Raw genomic sequence first — 24,631 nt, 5'->3', positions numbered from 1 at the left:
CCGCGATGGCTTCAACGCAGCCCGCAGCTTATGCGCGTGCCTCCCGCTCGTCCTGCGCCACCACCGCCTGGCACAACTCGATCATCTGCTCGCGCATCCAGCGGTTGGCCGGGTCCTGGTCGGTGCTTTCATGCCAGTACAGGTGGGTTTCCAAAGGCGGCACGTCGCCCACCGGCAGGCTCACGTAGCTCAGTTGATGGCGCCGCGCGAAGCGCTCCGGCACGGTCATCACCATGTCGGTCTGCTGCAGCACCTGCGAGGCCATCAGGTAATGCTGCGAGCGCAGCGCGATCTTGCGCTTGAGCCCCTGCTTGCCGAGCGCCAGGTCCACATACCCCAGGCCGTTGCGCCGGCTGGAGATCTGGATGTGGGTCAGGCTCAGGTAATCCTCCAGGCTGATCCTGTCCCTGGCCAGCGGGTGGCCCTGGCGCATCGCGCACACGAACGGGTCTTGCATCAGCTTGACGTGACGCACCTGCGGGTCGGTGTTCAGCGGTGCATCCACGGCAAAGTCCAAGCGTCCGGCGGCCAGTTCCTTGGTGGTCTCGCGGCGCTTGCACAGAAAGCTCTCGATCACCACGTTCGGCGCCAGCCGGCGCAGGCGCTGGAACAGCGATGGCAGCACCACCGCCTCGGTAAGGTCGGTCATGCTGATGCGGAAGGTCTTGTTGGCCTGCAAGGGGTTGAAGATGCGGCTCTCCTGCACCGACACCCGCAGCAGCGACAAGGCATTGCGCACCGGGCCGATGATGTTCTGGGCCATGGGCGTGGGCACCATGCCCTGGGCCGTGCGCACGAACAGCGGGTCGTTGAAGGTCTCGCGCAGCCGCGCCAGCGCGTTGGACACCGCAGGCTGGGTGATGCCGACGATCTGCCCGGCACGGGTCAGGTTGGCTTCGGTGTAGATCGCATCGAAGACGATGAACAGGTTCAGATCGACCTTGCTGAGGTTCATGGATGCCGCTCTTGTTGGAGTTATGGCCCGATCATATATCGGTTATGAATGTTTATACACGCCGAGAATAGGCTAGGTGGATTTTGCCCGGTGATCTAGCATCCAAGCCAGATCTCTTAAATCACTCGCCTTTCCCAGCAGGTACCGCTCATGGATTTCGCCTATTCACCCAAGGTCCAGGCACTGCGCGAACGCGTCACCGCGTTCATGGACGCCTATGTATATCCCGCCGAGGCGGTGTTCGAACGCCAGGTTGCCGAAGGTGATCGCTGGCAGCCGACCGCGATCATGGAAGAACTCAAGGACAAGGCCAAGGCCGAGGGCCTGTGGAACCTGTTCCTGCCCGAGTCGCAGCTGGGCGCCGGCCTGACCAACCTGGAGTACGCGCCGCTGGCCGAAATCATGGGCCGCTCGCTGCTGGGGCCGGAACCGTTCAACTGCTCGGCCCCGGACACCGGCAACATGGAGGTCCTGGTGCGCTACGGCAGCGAGGCGCAGAAACGCCAGTGGCTGGAGCCGCTGCTGCGCGGTGAGATCCGTTCGGCGTTCGCCATGACCGAGCCCGACGTGGCCTCGTCCGACGCCACCAACATGGCCGCACGGGCGGTGCGCGACGGTGACGAGTGGGTGATCAACGGCCGCAAGTGGTGGACCTCCGGCGCTTGCGACCCGCGTTGCAAGATCATGATCTTCATGGGCCTGAGCAACCCGGACGGGCCGCGTCACCAGCAGCACTCGATGATCCTGGTGCCTACCGATGCACCGGGGGTGAAGATCGTTCGCCCGCTGCCGGTGTTCGGCTACGACGATGCGCCCCACGGCCACGCCGAGGTGCTGTTCGAGAACGTGCGCGTACCGTATGACAACGTGCTGCTGGGCGAAGGGCGCGGCTTCGAGATCGCCCAGGGCCGTCTCGGGCCGGGGCGCATCCATCACTGCATGCGTTCGATCGGCATGGCCGAGCGTGCCCTTGAGCTGATGTGCAAGCGTTCGGCCGAGCGCACCGCATTCGGCAAGCCGCTGGCGCGCCTGGGTGGCAACATCGACAAGATCGCCGACTCGCGCATGGAGATCGACATGGCCCGGCTGCTGACCCTCAAGGCGGCCTACATGATGGACACCGTCGGCAACAAGGTGGCCCGCAGCGAGATCGCGCAGATCAAGGTGGTGGCACCGAACGTGGCGCTGAAGGTGATCGACCGGGCCATCCAGATTCACGGCGGGGCAGGGGTCAGTGCCGACTTCCCGCTGGCCTACATGTACGCGATGCAACGCACCCTGCGCCTGGCCGACGGGCCGGATGAAGTGCACCGCGCGGCGATCGGCAAGTACGAGATCGGCAAGTACGTGCCCCGGGAGATGCTGCGCAGCGGGCACTGAGCCCGCGTCGATGCCCTCGCGGATCGCCTGCTGACCGGGTGGGGCGGGCCTGATCCGCGAGGGTATTCGACACGCTGCCCGAGGCTACTCCACCCGTTTCACCTCCTCGGCCGCCGTTCGTGTCTTGAACAGCGACAGCAGCACGCCACCGGCCAGCAGCCCGAACGTCACGCACAGCGACAGCAGCGGCGGCACCTTGCCGATCAGGCCGTGGGCGAAGATCTTGCCGCCGATGAATATCAGCACCAGCGCCAGGGCGTACTTGAGGTAAACGAAGCGGTGCACCAGCGCCGCCAGGGCGAAGTACAGCGCACGCAGGCCCAGGATGGCGAAGATGTTGGAGGTGTACACGATGAAGGGGTCCTGGGTGATCGCCAGAATGGCCGGCACGCTGTCTACCGCGAACACCAGGTCGGCCAGCTCGATCAGCACCAGGGCCAGGAACAGCGGCGTGGCGTACAGCAGTGCCCTGGGCTGGCCAGCCGGCTTGAGGCGCACGAAGAAGCGCGCCCCATGCAGGTCATCGGTTACGCGCATGTGCCGGCGCACGAACCTGATCACCGGGTTGTGTGCCAGGTCCGGGTGCGTTTCGTGGCGGGTGAACAGCATCTTGAGGCCGGTAAACAGCAAGAATGCGCCGAACAGGTACAGTATCCAGTCGAATTCCTGCACCAGCGCACTGCCCAGGCCGATCATCAGGGCGCGCAGCACCACCACGCCCAGAATGCCCCAGAACAGCACGCGGTGCTGGTAGCGGCGCGGGATGCCGAAAAAGCCGAAGATCATCGCCATGACGAACACGTTGTCCATCGACAGCGACTGTTCCACCAGCAGCCCGGTATAGAACTCCAGCGCGCTCTGCGCACCCAGCTCCAGCCACACCCAGCCACCGAACAGCAGCCCCACGCTGAAGTAGGCCGAGTACAGCAGCAGGCTTTCGCGCATTTCGATGTCGTGCGGGCGACGGTGGAGCACGCCAAGGTCCAGGACCAGCAGAGCCACCACCAGGGTGATGAACACCAGCCACAGCCACACGGCCGTGCCCAGGAAATCGTCGAAGAGAAATAACGGCAGAGCGCTCATGAGCCCCTCCTTGTCGTCGTAGTTGTATGAAAACAACTGTGACTCCGACATGGCGGCGATCAGCCGTCAGAGGGGCCCGGTGTCACTGAGCCAAAGCCTAGCTCGCCTCTGGAAAGGGTGAGGGGGGAGGCTGTTACAAATGGTTTCCCGGGTGGGTGAGTCAGTAGACCCAGACTTCCACGCGGCGATTGCGGATTCGGCCTTCTTCGGCGGCATTGGTCGCCACTGGCATCTGACCGCCGAGGCCCGTCACTTCGCGCAGGTTCACCCCTTCGCGCACCAGTTCGCGGCGTACCGCCATGGCCCGCAGGCGCGAGAGCAGGGCGGCGCGGTCGGGGTCGTCCTTGGCGTCGCCAAACCCCACCAGCACCACGCTGTGCTGCAGCTTCTGGTGTTCGCGCAGGTACTCCAGCACGCGCTGCACATCGCGCAGCGCCTTGTTGTCGAGGCTGGCGCTGCCTTCCTGAAAGCGGAAATTGACATTCAGGCGCCTGGCGTTGGCGATCAACTGGCGGTACTGCGCCGGCATGCCCGGCAAGGCCTGTACCTGGACCGGCCGCACCTGCTGTGCGACGAACCCGCTGCTGGCCACGATGGCCTGGCCCGCTGCGCTCTGGGCGAACTCCACCAGGGCACTGGCCAGCGGGTTGCGCTGGGCGGGCGGCAGGTACAGGTACAGTCGCCGCGACAGCGGGTAGTCTTCGCTGGCCACCAGGGCGGGGGTCGGCAGCATGGCCTGGGAGGTGCCGTCGACGATGGCCAGCACCTTGGCCCCGTGCACCGACGCCAGGCTGCTGAAACCGATGGCCTGGCGGTCGGCACTGACCTCGTCGGCCAACTGCTCGCCGGACTCGAAACGCCTGGCGTGGCTGGCCAGCGAATACTGCTGGGCGTCCAGCACCAGGGCCTTGAAGGTGTCGAAGGTGCCCGAGCGGTCATCGCGGGCGTAGAGGTGGATCGGCCCGCTGCCGGCGCCCAGTTCATCCCAGGTGGTGATGCGGCCGGCGAAGATCTGCGCCAGTTGCGTGGTGCTCAGCTGGGGCAGCGGGTTGTCCGGGTGCACGATGACGGCCACGCCATCGAGGGCGATGACCTGTTCGGCGTCGGCACTTTTCAGGTCGCCCAGCGCGTGCAGCGCCTGCTGCTCGCTGTCGTTGATCGGGCGTGAGGTGGCCGCCAGGTCGGCGTCGCCGCTTTTGAGCGCGGCAAAGCCGGTGCTCGAGCCATGGGCGGCAATGCTCACGCGCAGTGTCTGGCCCTGTGGCGAAACCCCCTGCACCCACACCTCGTTGGGCCGTGCGCCGGGCAGGGTCTGGATCGACCGGGCGCCCTGGGCCTGCAGCAGGCCGCGTACCAGCGCGGGGCCGAGCACGCTGCCCACGGTATTGGAGCCTTGCAGGCGCAGGCTGGCCGGCTCGGCGCAGCACAGCGCCGGCAGCAGGCCAAGCAGCAGACAGAAAGATCGCAACATTACCGGGGGTGCTCTGCACTCAAGATGGTGAGCGCAGATTAAGACAGATCGATGACAGTCCAATGACTGCCATCGAGCGCATGGCTCAGTTCAGTTCCAGCCAGATCGGCGCATGGTCGGAGGGTTTCTCCATGGCGCGCAATTCGTAGTCGACCCCGGCGGCCTTGATGCGCGGCAGCAGTGCCTGGGAGGTCAGGATCAGGTCGATGCGCAGCCCGCGCTTGGGCTCGTCCTCGAAGCCGCGGCTGCGGTAGTCGAACCAGCTGAAGCGGTCGGCCACTTCCGGGTGCAGATGGCGGAAGCTGTCGGTCAGGCCCCAGTTCTTCAGGCGCGCCATCCACTCGCGCTCTTCGGGCAGGAAGCTGCACTTGCCGGTCTTCAGCCAGCGCTTGGCATTGTCGGGGCCGATGCCGATGTCGCAGTCCTCGGGCGAGATGTTCACATCGCCCATCACCACCAGTGGCTGGTCGTTCTGGAATCGGGATTCGAGCAGGGCCTGCAGGTCTTCGTAGAAGCGCTGCTTGGCCGGGAACTTGGTGGGGTGGTCGCGGCTTTCGCCCTGGGGGAAGTAGCCGTTCATGATGGTGATGGGGTTGCCGTGCTCGTCGGCGAAGGTGCCCCAGATGAAACGCCGCTGCGCGTCCTCTTCATCGGTGCTGAAGCCCTTGACCAGGCTCAGCGGCGCCTGGCGCGACAGCAGGGCGACACCGTAGTGGCCCTTCTGCCCGTGAAAATGCACGTGGTAGCCCAGCGCCTGCACCTCGGCCAGCGGGAACTGCTCGTCGGACACCTTGGTTTCCTGCAGGCCGATCACGTCCGGCTGGTGCTTTTCGATCAGCGCGGCCAGTTGATGGGGGCGGGCGCGCAGGCCATTGATGTTGAACGAGACGATCTTCATGGGGGGCGCAATCCTAGGCAAATCGGGAATGCTAGCCGATGGCGCCCGGCGTGTCAGCACGCGTGGCGTCCTGGCCTATAGTCAAAGGGAACGTTGGCCAGCGCGCACTACTCAGAAAGAGGCATTGAAGCCCACCAGGAGAGTCACCATGTCCGATACCCCTGCCGTACCGGCCGAAGTTCGTCAGCTCGACAGCGGCTACAGCCGTGAGGCGCGCTCGCTGCTGTACCAGGCCTACCGGCATGAGCCGACCTTTCGCTACCTGTTCGAGGCCGATCGCCCCGGCTACGACCATCGCGTGCGCGCCACGGTACGCGAGCTGGTGCGTCAGCATTTCTTCCAGGACCTGCCGGCGCTGGGCCTGCTGGTGCAGGACCGGCTGATCGGCATCGCCCTGATCGCCCCGCCGCAGCGGCGCCTGGGCATCACCGAGAGCTGGGCGTGGCGCCTGCGCATGCTGCTGAGCGCCGGCCTGCGCTGTACCCGGCGCTACCTGGACTACCAGGCCGCGGTCATGGCCTGTGTGCCGGGCGACGCGGTGCATGTGCTGCCGCTCCTGGGCATTCACCCGCAGTTCCAGGGCCATCACTATGGCGAACAGTTGCTGCTGGCGCTGCATGACTGGTGCGCCGAGGACGAACAGTCCGAAGGGGTGGTACTGAATACCGGCAATGACCACTACCTCGAGTTCTACAAGCGACAGGGCTACCTGGAAATCGGTGAAATTGCTGTAGGACCAATCCGCGAGCATGTGTTTTTTCATCCCAATCCCCAGCGTTTGCGCCAGGCACAGGCCTGAAGGGGTGGTGTATCAGACCGTCGGCGAGCTGCGGGCAACCGCCAAGCTCTGGTAGCATCCGCGCCTATGACGTATTCAGGACGATTCACCTGCGGGTTGATTTTATGGGTTGCCAGCTGCGCGGTGTACGCACAGAGCGAGCTGGTAGTACGCATCAAGCCCGCCAACAACGAGCTCAAGGCCAACGTCGAAGGCTATATCGGCAGCCTTGGCACCCGCGATGAAGAAGCGCTGCTGCGCTTCAGCCGCGGCGCCGTGGAGCAGGCCAGAAAAGCCGCCCAGGCGCTGGGCTACTACCAGGCGCAGATCGACAGCCAGGTCAAACCTTCGCCCAAGGCCGACAAGGGCCCGCAACTGGTGCTCAGCATCGAGCCGGGCGAGCCGGTGCGCCTGCGCGAGGTGACCGTGCGCGTCGAGGGCCCGGCCAGCGAGATGACGGCCTTCCGGGTTCCTTCGAGCAAGGCGCTGCGGCCTGGGGCAGTGCTCAACCATGGCAACTACGAGGACGCCAAGCGACTGATCCAGAACCAGGCCTCGCGCTACGGTTTCTTCAGCGGGCATTTCCTGCGCCAGCGCCTGGCGGTCGACCCGGCGGCGGGTGTGGCGGATATCGAGCTGGTATACGACAGCGGCCCGCGTTACCAGCTGGGCAAGGTTCGCTTCGAAGGCGACGCGCCGTTCGACGAGAGCCTGCTGCAACGCATGGTGCCCTTCAAGCAAGGCACCCCCTACGACTCCGAACTGATCGCCGAACTGAACAACGCGCTGCAATCGAGTGGCTACTTCGAAGGCGTGCGGGTCGACGCTGCGCCCACTGCCGCCGTGGCGCAGAGCATCCCGGTAGAGGTGCAACTGCAAACCCGCAAGCCCCGTACCATGGGCCTGGGCCTTGGCTTTTCGACCGACGTCGGGCCGCGCGGCAAGGCCAACTGGACCCGCCACTGGGTCAACCCGCAAGGCCACAGCTATGGCCTGGAAACCGAACTTTCGGCGCCGCGCCAGAACGTCGGCCTGTGGTACGACATACCGCTCGACCCGCCGTTGACCGACAAGCTGCGCTTTGCCGGCGGCTACCAGAACGAAGAGATCGCCGGCACCGACAGCCTCAGCAAACTGCTCACCGTGGGCCCGGAATGGCACAGCAAGCTGCCCAGCGGCTGGCAGCGCGTGGTATCGCTCAAGTGGCAGCGCGAAGAGTACCGTCTGGGTGACGATTCGGGTTTGAGCACCCTGCTGATGCCGGGTGTGAGCTACAGCTACCTGCGCAGCGACAACCGCATCGACCCGCACAACGGCTACCGCTTGCAGTTCGACGCGCAGGTGGCCAAGGAACGGCTGCTGTCCGACACCAACCTGCTGCATGGCAACGTGCTGCTCAAGGGCCTGACCACCGTGGCGCAGAACCACCGCTTCCTGGGCCGGGTGCAGTTCGGCGGCAGCGCCACCAACGGCTACAAGTCGGTGCCCCCCTCGCTGCGCTTCTTTGCCGGTGGCGACCAGAGCGTGCGTGGCTACGACTACCAGACCCTTTCACCCAAGAACGCCGATGGCGACCGTATCGGCGGGCGCTACCTGGTGGCCGCCAGTGCCGAGTACCAGTACTCGATCGCCGAGAAGTGGCGCCTGGCGACCTTCGTCGACCAGGGCAACTCGTTCAACAGCCTGGAGCTTCCCAGCCTCAAGACCGGCGTCGGCTTCGGTGTGCGCTGGGTGTCGCCGGTCGGCCCGCTGCGGCTCGACCTGGCCAAGGCGCTGGACGATGACGGCGGCATACGTTTGCACTTTTCCATGGGGCCCGAGTTGTGAGCAAGGTGTTGAAACGCGGCGGGCTGGCCCTGCTGGCGCTGCTGGTCGTGCTGGTGCTGGCCGTGGGTATCCTGCTGGGTACCCAGGCCGGCAGCCGCTGGGCCTTGAGCCTGGTGCCGGGCTTGCAGCTGGACAATTTTCAAGGCCGCCTTGGCGGGCAATGGCAGGCCGATCGGCTGATCTGGCAGCAGGGCGAGGACCGTGTCGAAGTGCTTGCGCCGGTGTTTGCCTGGTCGCCCGGCTGCCTGTTGCGCATGACCTTGTGTATCGACCAACTGCGCGCCGGGCAGGTCAACCTGGACTTCGCCCCCAGCGAGGCAGCGCCCGACAGCGGGCCGCTGCAGTTGCCCAGCCTCCAGTTGCCAGTGGCGATCGAACTGGGCGAAGTACAGGTCGGCCAGTTGCATCTGGACGGCAGCGAGCAGTTGAGCCAGTTGCAACTGGCTGCGCACTGGACCGCCCAGGGCCTGCAGATCGACAGCCTGAACCTGCAACGCGAAGACCTCAGCCTGAACCTCAGCGGCCTGCTGCAACCGGTGGGTGACTGGCCGTTGCAGCTGCAGGGCCAGGTGCAACTGCCGGCCATCGACGACCAGCCCTGGCAACTGGCGGTGCAGATAAAAGGCGACCTGCAGAAAAGCCTCGACCTGCAGGCCGACAGCAGCGGCTACCTGCAAGGGCGCCTGGCGGGTCAGTTGCAGCCCCTGGCCGAGCACCTGCCGGCCCAGGTACGCCTGAGCGCCACCGGCTTCAAGCCATCGGCCGGATTGCCGGACACCCTGCAGTTCGAGCAGCTGGAACTCAGTGCCTATGGCGACCTGGCAAAAGGTTACCAACTGGTGGGCGCCGGCCGCCTGCCGGCCGAGCAGGGGCCGATCAGCCTGAGCCTGCGTGGCCGGGTGGATGCCAAGGGCGCCCAGATCGCTGCCCTGGACCTGAGCGCCGCCGCGCAGCAGCGTGTCACGCTCAGCGCCACTGCCGACTGGCAGAGCGGTCTGGTTGCCGATGCCAGCATCGACTGGCTGGACTTCCCGTGGCTGCGCCTGTACCCGCTGGACGAGGCTCCGCAGGTCACGCTGCGGCGCCTGAACGCCAAGGTCAACTACCGCGACGGCAACTACCAGGGCGATTTCAGTGGCGACCTGGACGGGCCGGCAGGTGCCTTCAAGGTCAGCAGCCCGTTCAAGGGCGACCTGGGCCAGGTCAGCCTGCCACAGCTGGCCCTTGAAGCCGGCCAGGGCAAGGTGGCCGGCAGCGTCGCCGTGCAGTTTGCCGAGGGCGTGGCGTGGGACGCGGCGCTGGAATTGTCGGCGCTCAACCCGGCGTACTGGCTGGCCGAGCTGCCGGGTACCCTGGCGGGCCCGCTGCGCAGCAAGGGCGAACTCAAGGGCGACACGCTGCGCCTGAATGCCGACCTGGACCTCAAGGGGCGATTGCGCGGCCAGCCCGCCGTGCTGCAGGCCAAGGCCGACGGTGCAGGCGAGAACTGGACCCTGGGCACCTTGCTGATCCAGCTGGGGGACAACAAGATCAACGGCAGCGCCAGTGTGCAGCAACGCCTGGCCGGTCAGCTTGACCTCAACCTGCCGCGCCTGGGCCAGCTGTGGCCGCAACTGCAAGGCCAGCTCAAGGGTCGGCTCGATGTGGCCGGTACGCTCAAGGCGCCGCAGGGGCAACTGACCTTGCAGGGCCAGCAACTGGGCCAGGCCGAAAACCGCGTGCAACGCCTTGACCTGGACGCCCGGCTGGACAGCGCCCAGCGTGCCCTGATCGACCTGCAGGCCGGGTCGATCCGCCTGGGCGAAACCAACCTGGGCACCCTGACCGCCAAAGGCCAGGGCGACATTGGCAAGCAGCAATTGCAACTGGCCCTCGATGGGCCGCAGCTCAAGCTCGACCTGGGCCTGGACGGTCAGCTCGACAAGGGCAACTGGCGCGGACGCCTGGCCCGCGGCCAGGTGCAGGCGGGCGGGCAGGACTGGCAGCTGCAGGCACCGGCCAGGTTGCAGCGCCTGGCCAATGGGCAGGTGGATTTCGGCGCCCATTGCTGGCGCTCCGGGCAAGCCAGCCTGTGTGGTGAAGACCAGCGCCTGATGCCCGACCCGCGCCTGCGCTACCACCTCAAGCAGTTCCCGCTGCAAAGCCTGGCGCAGTGGTTGCCCAAGGACTTCGCCTGGCAGGGCATGCTCAATGCCGACATCAACCTCGACCTGCCGGCCAGCGGGCCCAAGGGGTCGATCGTGGTGGACGCCAGTGGCGGCACCTTGCGGGTGCGGGAAAAGGATCGATGGCTGGACTTTCCGTACCAGGCGCTGCGCCTGAACAGCACCCTGGGCCCGCGCCGCGTGGACACGCGCCTGGAGTTCGTGGGCGGGCGCCTGGGCGAGCTGACCCTGTCGGCGCGCATCGACCCGCTGGCGCGCAACAAGCCGCTGAGCGGAGACTTCCGCCTGAGCGGGCTGGAGCTGTCGGTGGGCCGGCCGTTCGCGCCGATGGTCGAGCGCCTGGCTGGCCAGCTCAACGGCAGCGGACAGATCACCGGTACGCTGCTGGCGCCCCAGGTCAACGGCAACCTGACGCTGAGCAATGGCGAAGTGTCGGGGGCCGAGTTGCCCATCAGCCTCAGCGACCTCAGCCTGCGGGCACAGATCGCAGGCGAGCAGGTGCAACTGGAGGGCGAGTGGAAGAGCGGCCCGGTCGGCCAGGGCCGCCTGAGTGGCCAGATCGGCTGGGCCCAGGGCCTGGCGGTGGAGTTGCAACTGCAGGGGCAGCGCCTGCCGGTCACCGTCGAACCCTACGCCAACCTGGAGGTGGCGCCGGACCTGAAGATCCACATGATCGGCGAAAAGCTCGCGGTCACCGGCAAGGTGCTGGTGCCCAAGGGCAAGATCACCGTGCGCGAACTGCCGCCTTCGACTGTCAAGGTGTCGGATGACACGGTCATCGTCGGCCACCAGACCGAGCAGGGCAAGGCGCCGATGGCCGTGGCCATGGACATCGACGTGGAGGTGGGGCAGGACAAGCTGGCATTCAGCGGCTTCGGCCTGACCGCCAACCTGCTGGGGCGCGTGCACATTGGCGACAACCTCGATACCCGTGGCGAGCTCAGCCTGGCCGATGGGCGCTACCGCGCCTATGGCCAGCGCCTGACCATCCGCCGTGCGCGCCTGCTGTTTGCCGGGCCGATCGACCAGCCCTACCTGGACATCGAGGCCATTCGCCAGACCGACGACGTGATTGCCGGCATCCGCCTCAGCGGCAGCGCCGAACAGCCCACCACCCAGGTGTTTTCCGAGCCGGCGATGAGCCAGGAGCAGGCCTTGTCGTACCTGGTGCTGGGGCGTCCGCTGGGCAATACCGGCGAAGACAACAACATGCTGGCGGAGGCGGCCCTGGGCCTGGGCCTGGCGGGCAGCGCGGGGATTACCGGCAGCCTGGCATCGAGCCTGGGCATCGAGGACTTCCAGCTCGACACCCAGGGCAGCGGCGACAACACCAGCGTGGTGGCCAGCGGCAAGCTGACCGAGCGCCTGAGCCTGCGCTACGGCGTAGGGGTGTTCGAGCCGGCCAACACCATCGCCTTGCGCTACCTGCTCAGCAAGAAGGTCTACCTGGAGGCTGCCAGCGGTATCGCCAGCTCGCTGGATATCTTCTACAAGCGCGACTTCTGATACGGCCCGTCAAGGGCTGCGCACACAACAACGCCAGGCGCGACCGCTCGCGCCTGGCGTTGTTGTGTGCGGGGTGTGTCTAGCGCGTGTGCGCTTCCTGGCGCCGGATGTTGCCGATCTGGCGCAGGCTCAATCCGTACTTGTCGGCCAGCACGCTGCGTGACTGGCCATTGGAGCTTTCCTGCTGGATCTGCTGGTTGCGCAGCTGGCGATTGAAGTGGTCGGCCTTGGGAATCTCCAGCGCCATGCCGGCGTAGCGCTTGATCAATGCATCCAGCGCTTCGGTTGGCAGGATCTCGGCCAGCGTGGTGCGCTCGCGGTGCTTGGGAATGTACTTGGGGCGGCCACCGTAGATGGTGGTCAGGCGGTAGGCATGCTCCAGCCCGATGCATTCGATGAGCATCTGCAGTGACTGGGGCAGTTGTTCGATGTCGATCTTGTTCAGGTCACACAGTTCCATGATGACTTCCTTGTTGGCGGTATGAGCGAAGGGGCCACTTCATCGGGTGCCGTCCGTGCCTGAGCATCCTTGCCAGGTGCGGCGCGCCCCACGTCGACAGCGTTGAACTGCCAAGTGGCCTGAAGGAATTCTCGGTCAACCGCCAAGGGGAGACTAGGCAGCAAGCGGGTCAGGGGAGGTAGTCTTTCCGTACACATTGCGTGAGGAAGTCGGTGGTCTGTTGTAGGAACCAGCGGCGCCAGGGAGGGCGTGGCCGCGTGTCTGCGGCGAGCCTGCTCCAGCGCTGTGGTTCAGGTTGCTCAACCCTGAACGCAGGGCACGGGCACACCTGGCGGATGATTTCAGGTTGTCGCGTCGGGAAAAACCGGGAAACATCCTCCTGCGTGACGTGGCGTTGTATCATGGCCGCCGGCCGCAGTAGGGCCCTCAAACCCGTTGTCGTAAGGATTTTTCAATGACTCAAGCTCAACGCCTGAAATACTCGATCCTGGTTGCCCTGGTGGTGCTGGCAATCATGCTGGGCGGTTCGTACCTGCAGAACGCCGGCGTGATCAGCGAAAAGGTGTTCCAGTACATCGCCATCGGCGTAGCCGTATTGGCCGTGATCGTGAACGGCATCATGCGGCGCAAGGTCAAGTTCTGACCGCTTGCGAGGCTGCGGCCGGCGTCACCCGGCCGTTGGCCTAGCGTGAAACCGGCTGTTCCAGCACCGCGCGAGCCTCGGGGTTGAGGCTGTAGCACTTGTCGCTGCCCAGGCTGATCACACCCTCGACGCACAGGCGCTTGAGCACTTCGCGAACGCTCAGGAACGACAGCGGAATATCCAGCTGCTCGAGCTGGCTGTGCACCCCGCGCACCCCGATACTGCGCCCCTCTCTGGCGGCCGCGTGCAGCGCATCGATGACCTTCAGCCGGATCAGGCTGGTGCGCAGGCCGAATGCCTTGAGCAGTTCGCGGATATGTTCGTTGCCGGCGCGGTCCGGTTCAGCCGCTTCGGGCTTTTCCGGCAGCGGCGCGTGGGCTTTGCGTCTGAAGCGCAGCGGTGTGATTGGCTGTTGCTGGTTGTACATGTGAAAACTCCCTTTCCCGAGCCTGTCCAGTTTGCGTGTGGTGCTCTCACTCTATAAGACGAACGAGCGCGGCAAATCTGCATCGGCAAGGCAAAAAATATTGCCTTTATGTAGAGAGAGACGAACGAGCGGCGCAAAAGCGGTAAATTTTCATGATGAAATTCGTCTAGTCAGGATGTTCGTTCACCCTGATGCTGCCGGAGTCCGCGTGTCTGCCAATCGCTCGATCCCCTCGTTCTGCCTGACGGCCCTGCTGGTTGCTCTGAGTTGTTCAGCCCACGCCCGCGAGGCGCCGCCGGGCGAGGCCCGGGCCGAGATCCGCCGCACCAGCTTCGGTGTGCCGCACATCGTGGCCCGCGATGAGCGTGGCCTGGGCTATGGCATCGGGTATGCCTACGCGCAGGACAACCTGTGCCTGCTGGCCAACGAAGTGGTGACCGTCAACGGTGAGCGCTCGCGGTTCTTCGGGCCGCAGGCGCTGACCCTGGAGCAGCGTGAAAACCTGGCCAGCGACGTGTTTTTCACCTGGCTGAACACGCCGGCGGCGGTGTCTGCGTACTGGCAGGCGCAACCGGCGCCGATCCGTTCATTGCTCGAAGGCTACGCGCTGGGCTACAACCGCGCGCTGGCCGAGCGCACTGCCCAGGGCCTGCCTGCCCAGTGCCAGCAGGCCGAGTGGCTGCGCCCCATCACCGCCCTGGACCTGGTCAAGCTGACCCGGCGCCTGCTGGTCGAGGGTGGGGCCGGGCAGTTCGTCGAAGCCGTGGCCGGTGCCGCGCCCCCCGCTGCAGCGGCGGGGTTGCCGGCTGCGGCCTTCAGTGTGGCCCAGGCGCGCCAGGCCAACTTTGCGCTTGAGCGCGGCAGCAACGCGGTGGCGATAGGGCACGAGCGTTCGGCCAATGGCCGTGGCCTGTTGCTGGCCAACCCGCATTTCCCGTGGGTGGGTGGCATGCGCTTCTACCAGATGCAGTTGAGCATCCCCGGCAAGCTGGACGTGATGGGCGCCGCGTTGCCCGGCCTGCCGCTGATCAACATCGGTTTCAACCGGCATCTGGCCTGGACGCACACCGTCGACACCTCCCGGCACTTCACCTTGCACCGCTTGCAACTGGACCCCAAAGACTCGACCCGCTACCTGCTCGACGGCGTGTCCACCCCCATGACCCGCCAGCCGGTGAGCGTGTCGGTCAAGGCTGAGGACGGCCAGCAGCAGGTGGTCACCCGCGAGCTGTACGGCACGATCTACGGCCCGCTGGTGCAGTGGCCCGGGCGGCTGGACTGGACCGGGCAGGTGGCCTTCAGCCTGCGTGATGCCAACCTGGGCAACACCCGCGTGCTGCAGCAGTGGTACAGCATGAACCAGGCCGACAGCCTGCAGGCCCTGCAGCAGTCGGTGCAGCGCCTGCAGGGCATACCCTGGGTCAACACACTGGCGGTGGATGCCAGGGGGCAGGCGTTGTACCTGAACCAGTCGGTGGTGCCCTATGTGGATGCGCCGCTGCTGGCGCAGTGCAGCGACCCGGCGGCGGGCCTGGAACTGATCGTGCTCGACGGTTCGCGCAGCGCCTGCAACTGGAAGGTCGATGCGCGAGCGGCGCAGCCCGGTATCTTCCCCGCGCAACTGCAGCCCAGCCTGCTGCGTGGCGACTTCGTACAGCACTCCAACGATTCGGCCTGGATGGTCAACCCGGCGCAGCCGCTGCGCGGCTACTCGCCGATCATCAGCCGCGAAGACGTGCCCCTGGGCCCGCGCAGCCGCTTTGCCCTGCAGCGGTTGAACCGCCCCGGCAAGATCAGCGCGCAGGACCTGCACCACATGGTCATGGACGACAAGGTGTACCTGGCCGAGCTGGCGCTGCCCGACCTGTTGCAGTGGTGCAAGGGCGCGACGGCCGATCCGCAGCTCAAGGCCGTATGCGACAGCCTGGCGGCGTGGGATGGCAAGGCCGGCCTGGCCAGTGGCATCGGCCTGGTGCACTTCCAGAACATCCTGCAGGCGTTGCAGGAGCACGGTGAGTTCTGGCGCGTGGCATTCGATCCGGCCGACCCCCAGCACACCCCACGCGGCCTTGCGCTGGAGCGTGCCGAGGTGGCCAGGGCCGTGCGTGCGGCGGCATTGGCGTCGCAGGCGCAGGTGGCCGAGGCCGGGCTGAGTGCGAATGTGCAGTGGGGGCAGATCCAGCGGGCGGGCGACGGCACGCCGATGCATGGCGGGCCGTCGAGCCTTGGGGTGTACAACGCCATGCAGAGCGTGCCGGGCGAGGGGGGCAAGCGCACCGTGATCAGCGGCACCAGTTACCTGCAGGTGGTCAGTTTCGATGACAAGGGGCCGCACGCGCAGGGGCTGCTGGCGTTTTCCCAGTCCAGCGAGGCGGGGTCGGTGCATGCCAGTGACCAGACCCGTGCGTTCTCGGCCGGGCACTGGCACACCATTCCATTCACCGAGGCGCAGATCAAGGCGGACCCGCAGTATCAGGTGCAGGTGATACGTGAGACGGATACTGCAGCTGTAGCCAGCAGCCCACGTTGAGCGTCGGCTGCATCGCGGGTCAAGCCCGCTCCCACCAGGATTGCGCACTACCTGTGGGGGCGGGCTTGACCCGCGATAGCGTGGCTACGTATTCAGATCCCGCAACAACAGCCCGAAGCCCAGCTCCACCTGTTCGGGAATCGGCAGGTACACCGTGTGCCCATCCCCCGGCGCCACCTCCAGCGGATTGCCCGCGCGATCCCGCAGCTGGTGCAGGTCGAAATGGTAGTTGCCCCGCGGCGTCATCAGCTCCAGGTGATCGCCCAGCCCGAAACGGTTCTTGACCTTGACCTCGGCCAGCCCGTCGACCCGCTCCCCGGTCAGCTCGCCCACGAATTGCTGGCGCTCGGACACCGAGTTGCCCCGCTCGTAGTTCTGGTACTCGTCGTGCACGTGGCGGCGCAAGAAGCCTTCGGTGTAGCCGCGTTGCGCCAATGACTCCAGGTCGAGCATCAGCGAACGGTCGAATTCACGCCCCGCCAGCGCATCGTCGATGGCCTGCCGGTACGCCTGGGTGGTGCGGGCACAGTAGAAGTGCGACTTGGTACGCCCCTCGATCTTCAGCGAGTGCACCCCCATGCGGGTCAGGCGCCCGACGTGCTGCACGGCACGCAGGTCCTTGGCGTTCATGATGTAGGTGCCGTGCTCGTCCTCGAATGCCGGCATGTCTTCGCCGGGCCGGTTGGCTTCCTGCAGCACGAACACCTGGTTGGTGGGGGCGCCGACGCCCAGGGTCGGCTGGACTTCGCGCACGATGTCACCCACCTCGTTTTCCTGGGCCGGGGTGGCGCTGTACTGCCAGCGGCAGGCGTTGGTGCAGCTGCCCTGGTTGGCATCGCGCCGGTTCAGGTAGCCCGACAGCAGGCAGCGCCCCGAATACGCCATGCACAGGGCGCCGTGCACGAACACTTCCAGCTCCATCGCCGGCACCTGCTGGCGGATCTCTTCGATTTCTTCCAGCGACAGCTCCCGGGACAGGATCACCCGGCTCAGGCCCTGGGATTGCCAGAACGCGACACTGGCCCAGTTCACCGTATTGGCCTGTACTGACAGGTGGATCGGCATGGCCGGGAAGTGCTGGCGCACCAGCATGATCAGCCCAGGGTCGGACATGATCAGCGCGTCCGGGCCCATGGCGATCACAGGTTCCAGGTCCTTGAGGAAGGTCTTGAGCTTGGCATTGTGCGGGGCGATGTTGACCACCACGTAGAACCGCTTGCCCTGGGCCTGGGCTTCCTGGATGCCCAGCGCCAGGTTGGCATGGTCGAATTCGTTGTTGCGCACACGCAGGCTGTAGCGCGGCTGGCCGGCGTAGACCGCATCGGCGCCGTAGGCGAAGGCATAGCGCATGTTCTTCAGGGTGCCGGCAGGGGCGAGCAGTTCGGGTCGGGCGAGGTGGGTCATGGCAAGGTCGCGACAAAAGCGCGGATGCTACGCGCCTGCACCACCGATTTTATTGATCCACGGCAACGGCACTTTCTGCAGTGCGCCGCGCACTAATCATCAGAGCGCAAAGGAGCGGACATGAACGAATCGGTATTGCAGCAAAAAGCCCTGATGTGGTTGCTGGTCCTGGTGACCCTGGCCTTCATCTGGATTCTATTGCCCTACTACGGCGCGGTGTTCTGGGCGGTGATCCTGGGCATCGTGTTTGCGCCGTTGCAGCGCCGGTTGCTGTTGCGCCTGGGCTGGCGGCGCAACCTGGCGGCGGGTATCACGCTCTTGGTGTGCCTGCTGATCGCGATTCTGCCGGTGATCGTCATCAGCACGTTGCTGGTTCAGGAAGGCGCCACGCTGTACAAGAACATCGAGAGCGGCCAACTGGATATCGCCGGCTACATCGAGCGCTTCAAGGACATGCTGCCCGCTGTGGCCCAGCATGGCCTGGAACGCCTGGGCATGGGGGATCTGGAGGGCTTGCGCGACAAGATCGCCAAGGGCGCGATGCAGGGCAGCCAGTTCTTCGCCACCCAGGCGTTCAGCTTCGGGCAGGGCACGTTCGAGTTTCTGGTGAGCTTCGGCATCATGCTGTACCTGCTGTACTTCTTCCTGCGCGATGGCGCCGAGCTGGTGCGCAAGATCCGCACGGCGGTGCCCCTGGCCGAACACCAGAAGCGTCGCCTGCAACTGAAGTTCAATCGCGTGGTGCGTGCCACGGTCAAGGGCAACCTGCTGGTGGCGGTGACCCAGGGCGCGCTCGGCGGGTTCATCTTCTGGGTGCTGGATATCCCCAGTGCGCTGGTGTGGGCGGTGCTGATGGCGTTTCTGTCGCTGCTGCCGGCGGTGGGTGCCGGCATCGTGTGGGGCCCGGTGGCCGCGTACTTCCTGCTCAGCGGTTCGATCTGGCAGGGTGTGGTGCTTGCCGCCTTCGGGGTGTTCGTGATCGGCCTGGTGGACAACGTGCTGCGCCCGATCCTGGTGGGCAAGGACACCCGCATGCCCGACTACCTGATCCTGATCTCGACCCTGGGCGGGCTGGCGGTGTTCGGCCTCAACGGCTTCGTCATCGGGCCGTTGATCGCGGCGCTGTTCATGTCCAGCTGGGGGATTTTCGTGGCGACCAAGCCTCAGGTGCAACTGCCCTGAGGCGCCGCTGGCGAGCGTCACTTCCAGCTATAGGACATGCCCACGTAGGCTGCGAAGCCTTCGCCGGGGGTGGAGCGTGCGGCATCGAGACCCTTGTCGTCGTAGCCGGGCGTCACGGTTGCGGCATAGCGCTTGTTGGTGAGGTTGCGCAGGTCGAGCCAGGTGGTCCAGTCCTGTCGGGGGGAGGCGTAGCCGAAGGTTGCGCCCAGCAGGGCATACGCATCGGCCTGGTAGGAGTTGGCGTAGTCGACCTGCACCTTTGAGGCCATCTGCGTGTTGAGCCCGGCATAGAAGCCGCTGGGATGGTCCAGGCGCACCTGCGCCTGGTAGTAGTGCATCGGCATGCCGGGCAGGCGGTTGTCGCCGAACGCCGCGTCATCGCGGTAGTGGAAGTCGCTGAAGGTGTAGGCCTGGCGCAGCGACACCCGGCCAACTCCGCTGTGTTCCCACAGCAGGCTGTCGAGGCTGGCTTCCACCCCCTGGTGCACGGTAGGGCTGGCATTCACCTCGCCGACGATGGCGTTGTTGCTGGCGGCCACGGTTTCCACTGTCAGCAGTTCGTGGCGCACGGCCGAGTAATACCAGGCCAGGTCCCAGCGTCCCAGCCGCGAGTCGCCGCGGGTGCCGAGCTCCAGGGTAGTGGCGGTCTGGTTGCGCAGCTCGATGGGTTGGGTCTGTATGAAATTGATCGCTGGCGAGCTCCAGATCAGTGCCCAGGGGTGCGCAGGCTCCACCGAGCGGCTCAGGTTGCCGTACAGCTGCAGCGCGGGGCTGAAGTCGTAGCGCAGCCCCAGGCGCGGGGCGTAGTCCCAGTCATGCTGGCTGACCTTACCGCCGCTGGCCGGATAAGTGACGGCGCTTTCTCGGCGGGTATAGATCATCGCCAGGCCGCTGGTCAGCCACAGGTCTGGCACCAGTTCCAGTTCGTTGCTGAAGTGGAGGACGCTGTCCGAGCCCTGGTAGGTGAAGTCGCGGGTCTTGGTGCCTATGGGCTGAGTGGGGTCGGTCTCGACCCGCACGAACTCCGAGGCCCCCGTGTTGGGCAGGTGCTTGGTGGTGCGCCAACCCAGGGTTGTCTTGCTCTCGTGGCCGAACAGGGTGTCGCGGCGCAGGTAGTTGAGCGTGCCGCTGACATCGGTGTACGCCACCTTGAGGCGCTTGGTGCCTTCACGCAGGTCCATGGGGTAGTCGTGGTAGACCAGGCCGGCTTCCAGTTGCGAGTCGTCATCGAGGTAGAAGGTGGTCTTGTTGCCCAGCCAGGTGCTGCCCGGTTGCGGGCGGCTGGCGTCGCGGCTCAGGTACAGCGGGTTGGCAGAGCGCGGGTGGTGCTTGATCTGGTCCTTGGTCAGGCGCCCGGCCAGTTCGTTTTCAGTTTCGCGGTAACGCAGGTAGAAGCGGGTTTCCAGGTTGGGGTTGAAGCGGTAGCCGACGTTGGCGGCGATGCCCTTGCTGCTGCCGCTGCTGTGGTCCTGGTAGCCGTCGTATTCCGAGTCGGTGAGGGCGACGTAGTAGTCCAGGTCACCCAGTACCTGGCCGGAGCTGACCTGGCGTTTGCCGTAGCCACGGCTGCCGGCCTCGACCCGTACCTGCAGGGGCGCGGCGTCGTAGCCGGTGTGGGTCACATAGTTGATGGCGCCGCCCAGGGCCAGGGCGCCGCGGTCGAAGCCGTTGGCGCCGCGCAGTACCTCGGCGCGGCTTAGCCACAGGGGCTCGAACAATTCATAGGGCGTGCCGCCGGGGCCGGTCAGGGGCAGGCCGTCGAACAGGGTGTATACGCCGGAGCCGTGGGCGCCGGGGGCACGGTTGAGGCCCGAGCCGCGAATCGACAGTTTGATGCCGTCGTTGCCGGCGGATTGGGCGAACACGCCGGGCTGGTAGGCGAGCACGTCCTGGTTGCTGGCGACGCGGCCTTGTTCGACCTGTTGCATGTCGATCAGGTTGGTGGCCCCGGGGATTTGCTGCAGGCGCTCGCGGGCGTCCTGAAGTTCGTTGTGTTCCTGGTCCTGGATCAGTACCTGGCCGAGTTCGATGCCTGGGTTGGCTTGGGCGGTGGCGGTGCAGGCGATCAATACGGCGAGGGACGAGCGGGGCAGGGTGGGGTGCATCGAAGGGGTTCCGGGACGGTTGGGCGGCTATCTGACGTTGCAAGTATCAGACGAAGCACAGTGGGTGATCTGTAGTGCAGTCATGCTTTTGATCTGCTCTGGATATGTTCACGGTCGTCGATTTTATCGAGCGGTGTGTTTATCCGGCATGGATAGCGCTGCGAATGACGCCTTCCGCTCTTACAGCGGGTCACTTTTGCAAGGACGCAAAAGTAACCAAAAGGTCCCCGGCCAAACATACGGCCCTACGCTTCGCTCCGGGTTCCCTCCCTCCGGCGCCGTCCAGGGGGCACGCGACCCGAGTTGCTGCGCAATTCTAACAGTCGCTCGCTTCGGCTAACGCCGAAGGGGCTACGCCCCGCCCCCTGCACGACACCTCCACTCGGCCTCCTGACAGGCCGGACAATCAAGATCAAGATCAAGATCAAGATCAAGATCAAGATCAAGATCAAGATCAAGAGCAAGAGCAAGAGCAAGAGCAAGAGCAAGAGCAAGAGCAAGAGCAAGAGCAAGAGCAAGAGCAAGAGCAAGAGCAAGAGCAAGAGCAAGAGCAAGAGCAAGAGCAAGAGCAAGAGCAAGAGCAAGAGCAAGAGCAAGAGCAAGAGCAAGAGCAAGAGCAAGAGCAAGAGCAAGAGCAAGAGCAAGAGCAAGAGCAAGAGCAAGAGCAAGAGCAAGAGCAAGAGCAAGAGCAAGAGCAAGAGCAACGGCGGTGCTGGGGATGGGTTGTTCAATCGCCAAAAACAAAACACCCCGCCGAAGCGGGGTGTCCTGTCAATGCATCAGCACTCAACCAAGCAACTGCAAACCTGCATGCTGCACCAGGTCCAGCAACGGCTGCGGATATACACCCAGCACGAACGCCAGAATCGCAATCGCCAGCAACATCACGCCACCGGTACGCTGCTCCCAGTTCAACGGCGCATCGTGACGACGCAGGTTCGGCTCGATCAGGTACAGGGTGACCATCACGCGCAGGTAGTAGAACACCCCGATCGCACTACCGATCACCAACGCACCCACCAGCCACCACAGCTGCGACTCGACGCCGGTAGCAATGATGTAGAACTTGCCGATGAAGCCCGCGGTCAGCGGAATACCCGCCAGCGACAGCATCATCACGGTCAGTACCGCCGTCAGGTACGGACGACGCCAGAACAGGCCGCGGTACTCGTACAGGGCATCGGCATCACGGCCCTTGTAAGGCGAGGACATCAGGGTGATGACGCCAAACGCGCCCAGGCTGGTGATCACGTAGGTCACCAGGTACACGCCAATGGCTTCCACCGCCATGCCCTTGCTCGCCACCAGCGCAATCAGCAGGTAACCGAAGTGGGCGATCGAGGAGTAACCCAGCAGACGCTTGAGGTTGCTCTGGGTCAGCGCCAGCAGGTTGCCGACCAGAATCGAGGCCGCTGCAATCACCGACAGCACGGTGGTCAGCACGCCGCTGCTGGCAGCAGGGGAGAGCATGAACAGGCGTACCACAACGGCGAATACAGCCACCTTGCTCGCGGTGGCCAGGAACGCGGCAACCGGCGCCGGAGCACCTTCGTATACGTCCGGGGTCCACAGGTGGAACGGTACCAGCGACAGCTTGAACGCCAGGCCGACCAGCATCATGCCCAGGCCCAGCTGGGCAATCAGGCTTGGCAGGCTGGTGGTGGCCAGGGCCTTGCCGATGCCGTCGAAGCTCAGGCTGCCGGCGTCGGCATACAGTAGCGCCATGCCGAACAGCAGGAACGCGGAACCGGCTGCCGACAGCACCATGTACTTGATGCCGGCTTCCAGCGAACGCTTGTTGAAGAATGCATACGCCACCAGGCCATACACCGGTACCGAGAGCAGCTCCAGGCCGATGAACAGGCCGGCCAGGTGTTGCGCGCAGACCAGCACCAGGCCGCCCAGGGCCGCCATCAGGATCAGCAGGTAGAGCTCTTCGCGGTTGCCCGGGTAACCCTTGCCGCCGTCACCCAGGTAGGCATGCGCCAGGGTCACGCAGGCCAGGGTGGCGACCAGGATCAACGCCATGTACAGGCACGCGAAGCTGTCGACGGTCAGCAATGGGGTGACCGCCAGCGGGGCCACCTTGAGGGTCGGGATGATCGACAGCAGGGCCAGGTTCAGCCCCACGGTCGACAGCAGGAAGGTTTGCGAGTGATTGCGGCGCCAGGCGATGGCCAGCATCACCACGACGATGGTGATACTGGTGATCAGCAGTGGCGCAAGCGCAATAAAGTGTTGAATCGTCAGGTCCATAGCGCTCTTACCGGGCCGAAGCGAGTTGAGTGAAAGCGGAGCCGAGCCACTGCTGCACACCACTCATGGTGGCGGCGGAGGTATCCAGGAACGGCTGCGGGTAAACGCCCAGCACAATCAGCAGTACCGCCAGGCCCAGCACCATGATCAGTTCGCGGTTGTCCATGCCGGCCAGTACTTCGTCGGACTTGGCCGGGCCGAAGTAGGCGCGGTGGATCATGATCAGCGAGTACACCGAGCCGAACACCAGGCCGGAGGTGGCAATCGCGGTGACCCATGGGGCACTGACGAAGCTGCCGATCAGGATCAGGAACTCGCCGACGAAGTTGCCGGTACCCGGCAAGCCCAGCGAAGCCGCGGCGAAGAACAGGCTGATGGCCGGCAGGTAGGCGATGCGCGACCACAGGCCACCCATCTGACGCATGTCACGGGTGTGCAGACGCTCGTACAGCTGGCCGCTGAGGATGAACAGCGCCGCCGCCGACAGGCCGTGGGCCAGCATCTGGATCACCGCGCCCTGCAGGGCCTGCTGGCTGCCGGAGTAGATGCCGATCAGCACGAAGCCCATGTGCGAGACGCTGGAGAACGCGATCAGGCGCTTGATGTCGGTTTGCGCGAAGGCCAGGAATGCACCGTAGAAGATCCCGATCAGACCCAGGGTCATGGCGATCGGCGCGAACTCGGCCGAGGCGTTCGGGAACAGCGGCAGGGCAAAACGCAGCAGGCCGTAGGCCGCGGTCTTCAGCAGGATACCGGCCAGGTCGACGGAACCGGCAGTCGGCGCCTGGGCGTGGGCGTCAGGCAGCCAGGAGTGGAACGGTACTACCGGCAGCTTGACCGCGAAGGCGATGAAGAAGCCCAGCATCAGCAGGTATTCGGTACCCGCCGGCAGGTCGGCCTTGAGCAACTGGGTGTAGTCGAAGGTGATCACACCGGTGTTGCCGTAGTTGACCAGTACCAGGCCCAGGATCGCCACCAGCATGATCAGGCCGCTGGCCTGGGTGAAGATGAAGAACTTGGTGGCTGCGTAGATCCGGGTCTTCTTGCCGTCCGAGGAGCTGTGACCCCAGAGCGCGATGAGGAAATACATCGGCACCAGCATCATTTCCCAGAAGAAGAAGAACAGGAACAGGTCCAGGGCCAGGAACACACCGACCACGCCGCCCAGGATCCACATCAGGTTGAGGTGGAAGAAGCCGACGTGGCGCTGGATCTCTTTCCAGGAACACAGTACCGAGAGCACACCGAGCAGGCCGGTGAGCAGGATCATCAGCAGCGACAGGCCGTCCAGGGCCAGGTGCAGGCTGATGCCGAAGCGCTCGATCCACAGCACTTTGAACTCGTAGGCCCACTGTGGCGCGGCACCCGGCGCAGGCGCCAGGGTGTAGTCGCCGTTGGCCCACAGCCAGAGGCCGATACCAAGCAGCAGGGACATGGTCAGCAGCGCGATGTAGCGCGGCAGGGTGGCGCCGAAGCGCTCACCCAGCCAGCACAGCAGGCCGCCGATAAAGGGGATCAGGATCAGCCAAGGCAAAATCATGACGGGCTCAATTCCTTTCGC

The 24,631-nt window shown here is 65.2% G+C and carries 18 protein-coding genes; 7 read left to right on the top strand and 11 right to left on the bottom strand.

What is annotated here, in order from left to right; translation table 11 throughout:
* Positions 1 to 28 precede the first annotated feature (28 nt).
* Positions 29 to 955 (bottom strand): LysR family transcriptional regulator, encoded by a 927-nt coding sequence (locus tag CR917_RS16695; protein ID WP_104572631.1) that lies wholly within the window; start codon positions 953 to 955, stop codon positions 29 to 31.
* Positions 956 to 1,105: 150 nt separating this feature from the next.
* Between CR917_RS16695 and CR917_RS16690 the strand changes: the two genes are divergently transcribed.
* Positions 1,106 to 2,335 carry an acyl-CoA dehydrogenase gene (locus CR917_RS16690; RefSeq protein WP_043860887.1) on the top strand — a complete coding sequence of 410 codons (1,230 nt, stop codon included), beginning with the start codon at positions 1,106 to 1,108 and terminating at the stop codon, positions 2,333 to 2,335.
* Between the two features lie 84 nt (positions 2,336 to 2,419).
* Here CR917_RS16690 and CR917_RS16685 read toward each other — a convergent pair whose 3' ends face one another.
* From CR917_RS16685 to xthA, 3 genes are all read right to left on the bottom strand, one after another.
* Positions 2,420 to 3,418, bottom strand: coding sequence for a TerC family protein (locus CR917_RS16685; protein ID WP_078480753.1), 999 nt, complete (start codon positions 3,416 to 3,418; stop codon positions 2,420 to 2,422).
* Between the two features lie 160 nt (positions 3,419 to 3,578).
* Entirely contained in the window at positions 3,579 to 4,889 is a 1,311-nt protein-coding gene (locus tag CR917_RS16680) for a substrate-binding domain-containing protein (protein ID WP_104572630.1), read from the bottom strand.
* Between the two features lie 85 nt (positions 4,890 to 4,974).
* Entirely contained in the window at positions 4,975 to 5,787 is an 813-nt protein-coding gene (gene xthA, locus CR917_RS16675; protein ID WP_043860884.1) for an exodeoxyribonuclease III, read from the bottom strand.
* A 148-nt stretch (positions 5,788 to 5,935) separates the two neighbouring features.
* On the opposite strand from xthA, the gene CR917_RS16670 reads away from it, so the two are divergent.
* From CR917_RS16670 to CR917_RS16660, 3 genes are all read left to right on the top strand, one after another.
* Complete coding sequence (locus CR917_RS16670; RefSeq protein ID WP_043860883.1) at positions 5,936 to 6,586, top strand: N-acetyltransferase; 651 nt, start codon at positions 5,936 to 5,938, stop codon at positions 6,584 to 6,586.
* A 66-nt stretch (positions 6,587 to 6,652) separates the two neighbouring features.
* Positions 6,653 to 8,392, top strand: a complete 1,740-nt coding sequence (locus CR917_RS16665; protein WP_104572629.1) for an autotransporter assembly complex family protein — start codon at positions 6,653 to 6,655, stop codon at positions 8,390 to 8,392.
* Positions 8,389 to 12,063, top strand: a complete 3,675-nt coding sequence (locus CR917_RS16660; protein WP_104572628.1) for a translocation/assembly module TamB domain-containing protein — start codon at positions 8,389 to 8,391, stop codon at positions 12,061 to 12,063. The genes CR917_RS16665 and CR917_RS16660 overlap by 4 nt, the downstream gene beginning before the upstream one ends.
* Before the next feature lie 79 nt (positions 12,064 to 12,142).
* Here CR917_RS16660 and CR917_RS16655 read toward each other — a convergent pair whose 3' ends face one another.
* On the bottom strand, positions 12,143 to 12,523 hold the full coding sequence (locus CR917_RS16655) for a Mor transcription activator family protein (protein WP_043860880.1): 381 nt from the start codon (positions 12,521 to 12,523) through the stop codon (positions 12,143 to 12,145).
* A gap of 454 nt (positions 12,524 to 12,977) precedes the next feature.
* On the opposite strand from CR917_RS16655, the gene CR917_RS16650 reads away from it, so the two are divergent.
* On the top strand, positions 12,978 to 13,166 hold the full coding sequence (locus CR917_RS16650) for a hypothetical protein (RefSeq protein WP_043860879.1): 189 nt from the start codon (positions 12,978 to 12,980) through the stop codon (positions 13,164 to 13,166).
* Between the two features lie 40 nt (positions 13,167 to 13,206).
* Here CR917_RS16650 and CR917_RS16645 read toward each other — a convergent pair whose 3' ends face one another.
* Complete coding sequence (locus CR917_RS16645) at positions 13,207 to 13,593, bottom strand: fe2+ zn2+ uptake regulation protein (protein ID WP_088515161.1); 387 nt, start codon at positions 13,591 to 13,593, stop codon at positions 13,207 to 13,209.
* Between the two features lie 208 nt (positions 13,594 to 13,801).
* Between CR917_RS16645 and CR917_RS16640 the strand changes: the two genes are divergently transcribed.
* Positions 13,802 to 16,123, top strand: coding sequence for an acylase (locus tag CR917_RS16640; RefSeq protein ID WP_371920440.1), 2,322 nt, complete (start codon positions 13,802 to 13,804; stop codon positions 16,121 to 16,123).
* 84 nt (positions 16,124 to 16,207) lie between these two features.
* On the opposite strand, the gene yegQ is transcribed toward CR917_RS16640, so the two are convergent.
* Positions 16,208 to 17,527 carry a tRNA 5-hydroxyuridine modification protein YegQ gene (gene yegQ, locus CR917_RS16635; protein ID WP_043860877.1) on the bottom strand — a complete coding sequence of 440 codons (1,320 nt, stop codon included), beginning with the start codon at positions 17,525 to 17,527 and terminating at the stop codon, positions 16,208 to 16,210.
* A gap of 120 nt (positions 17,528 to 17,647) precedes the next feature.
* On the opposite strand from yegQ, the gene CR917_RS16630 reads away from it, so the two are divergent.
* Complete coding sequence (locus tag CR917_RS16630) at positions 17,648 to 18,709, top strand: AI-2E family transporter (protein ID WP_043860876.1); 1,062 nt, start codon at positions 17,648 to 17,650, stop codon at positions 18,707 to 18,709.
* A 17-nt stretch (positions 18,710 to 18,726) separates the two neighbouring features.
* Here CR917_RS16630 and CR917_RS16625 read toward each other — a convergent pair whose 3' ends face one another.
* From CR917_RS16625 to nuoM, 4 genes are all read right to left on the bottom strand, one after another.
* On the bottom strand, positions 18,727 to 20,814 hold the full coding sequence (locus CR917_RS16625; RefSeq protein WP_104572626.1) for a TonB-dependent receptor domain-containing protein: 2,088 nt from the start codon (positions 20,812 to 20,814) through the stop codon (positions 18,727 to 18,729).
* Between the two features lie 351 nt (positions 20,815 to 21,165).
* Complete coding sequence (locus tag CR917_RS27450) at positions 21,166 to 21,552, bottom strand: hypothetical protein (RefSeq protein WP_173925054.1); 387 nt, start codon at positions 21,550 to 21,552, stop codon at positions 21,166 to 21,168.
* Positions 21,553 to 21,600: 48 nt separating this feature from the next.
* Positions 21,601 to 23,070, bottom strand: coding sequence for an NADH-quinone oxidoreductase subunit NuoN (gene nuoN, locus CR917_RS16615; RefSeq protein ID WP_104572625.1), 1,470 nt, complete (start codon positions 23,068 to 23,070; stop codon positions 21,601 to 21,603).
* Positions 23,071 to 23,077: 7 nt separating this feature from the next.
* Complete coding sequence (nuoM, locus tag CR917_RS16610) at positions 23,078 to 24,610, bottom strand: NADH-quinone oxidoreductase subunit M (protein WP_043860873.1); 1,533 nt, start codon at positions 24,608 to 24,610, stop codon at positions 23,078 to 23,080.
* Between the last annotated feature and the right edge of the window lie 21 nt (positions 24,611 to 24,631).

The organism is Pseudomonas sp. BRM28, from assembly GCF_002939405.1.
GTDB lineage: Bacteria > Pseudomonadota > Gammaproteobacteria > Pseudomonadales > Pseudomonadaceae > Aquipseudomonas > Aquipseudomonas palmensis.
The sequence above is the reverse complement of the archived record's forward strand: the minus strand, read 5'-3'. Positions and strand labels throughout refer to the sequence as shown.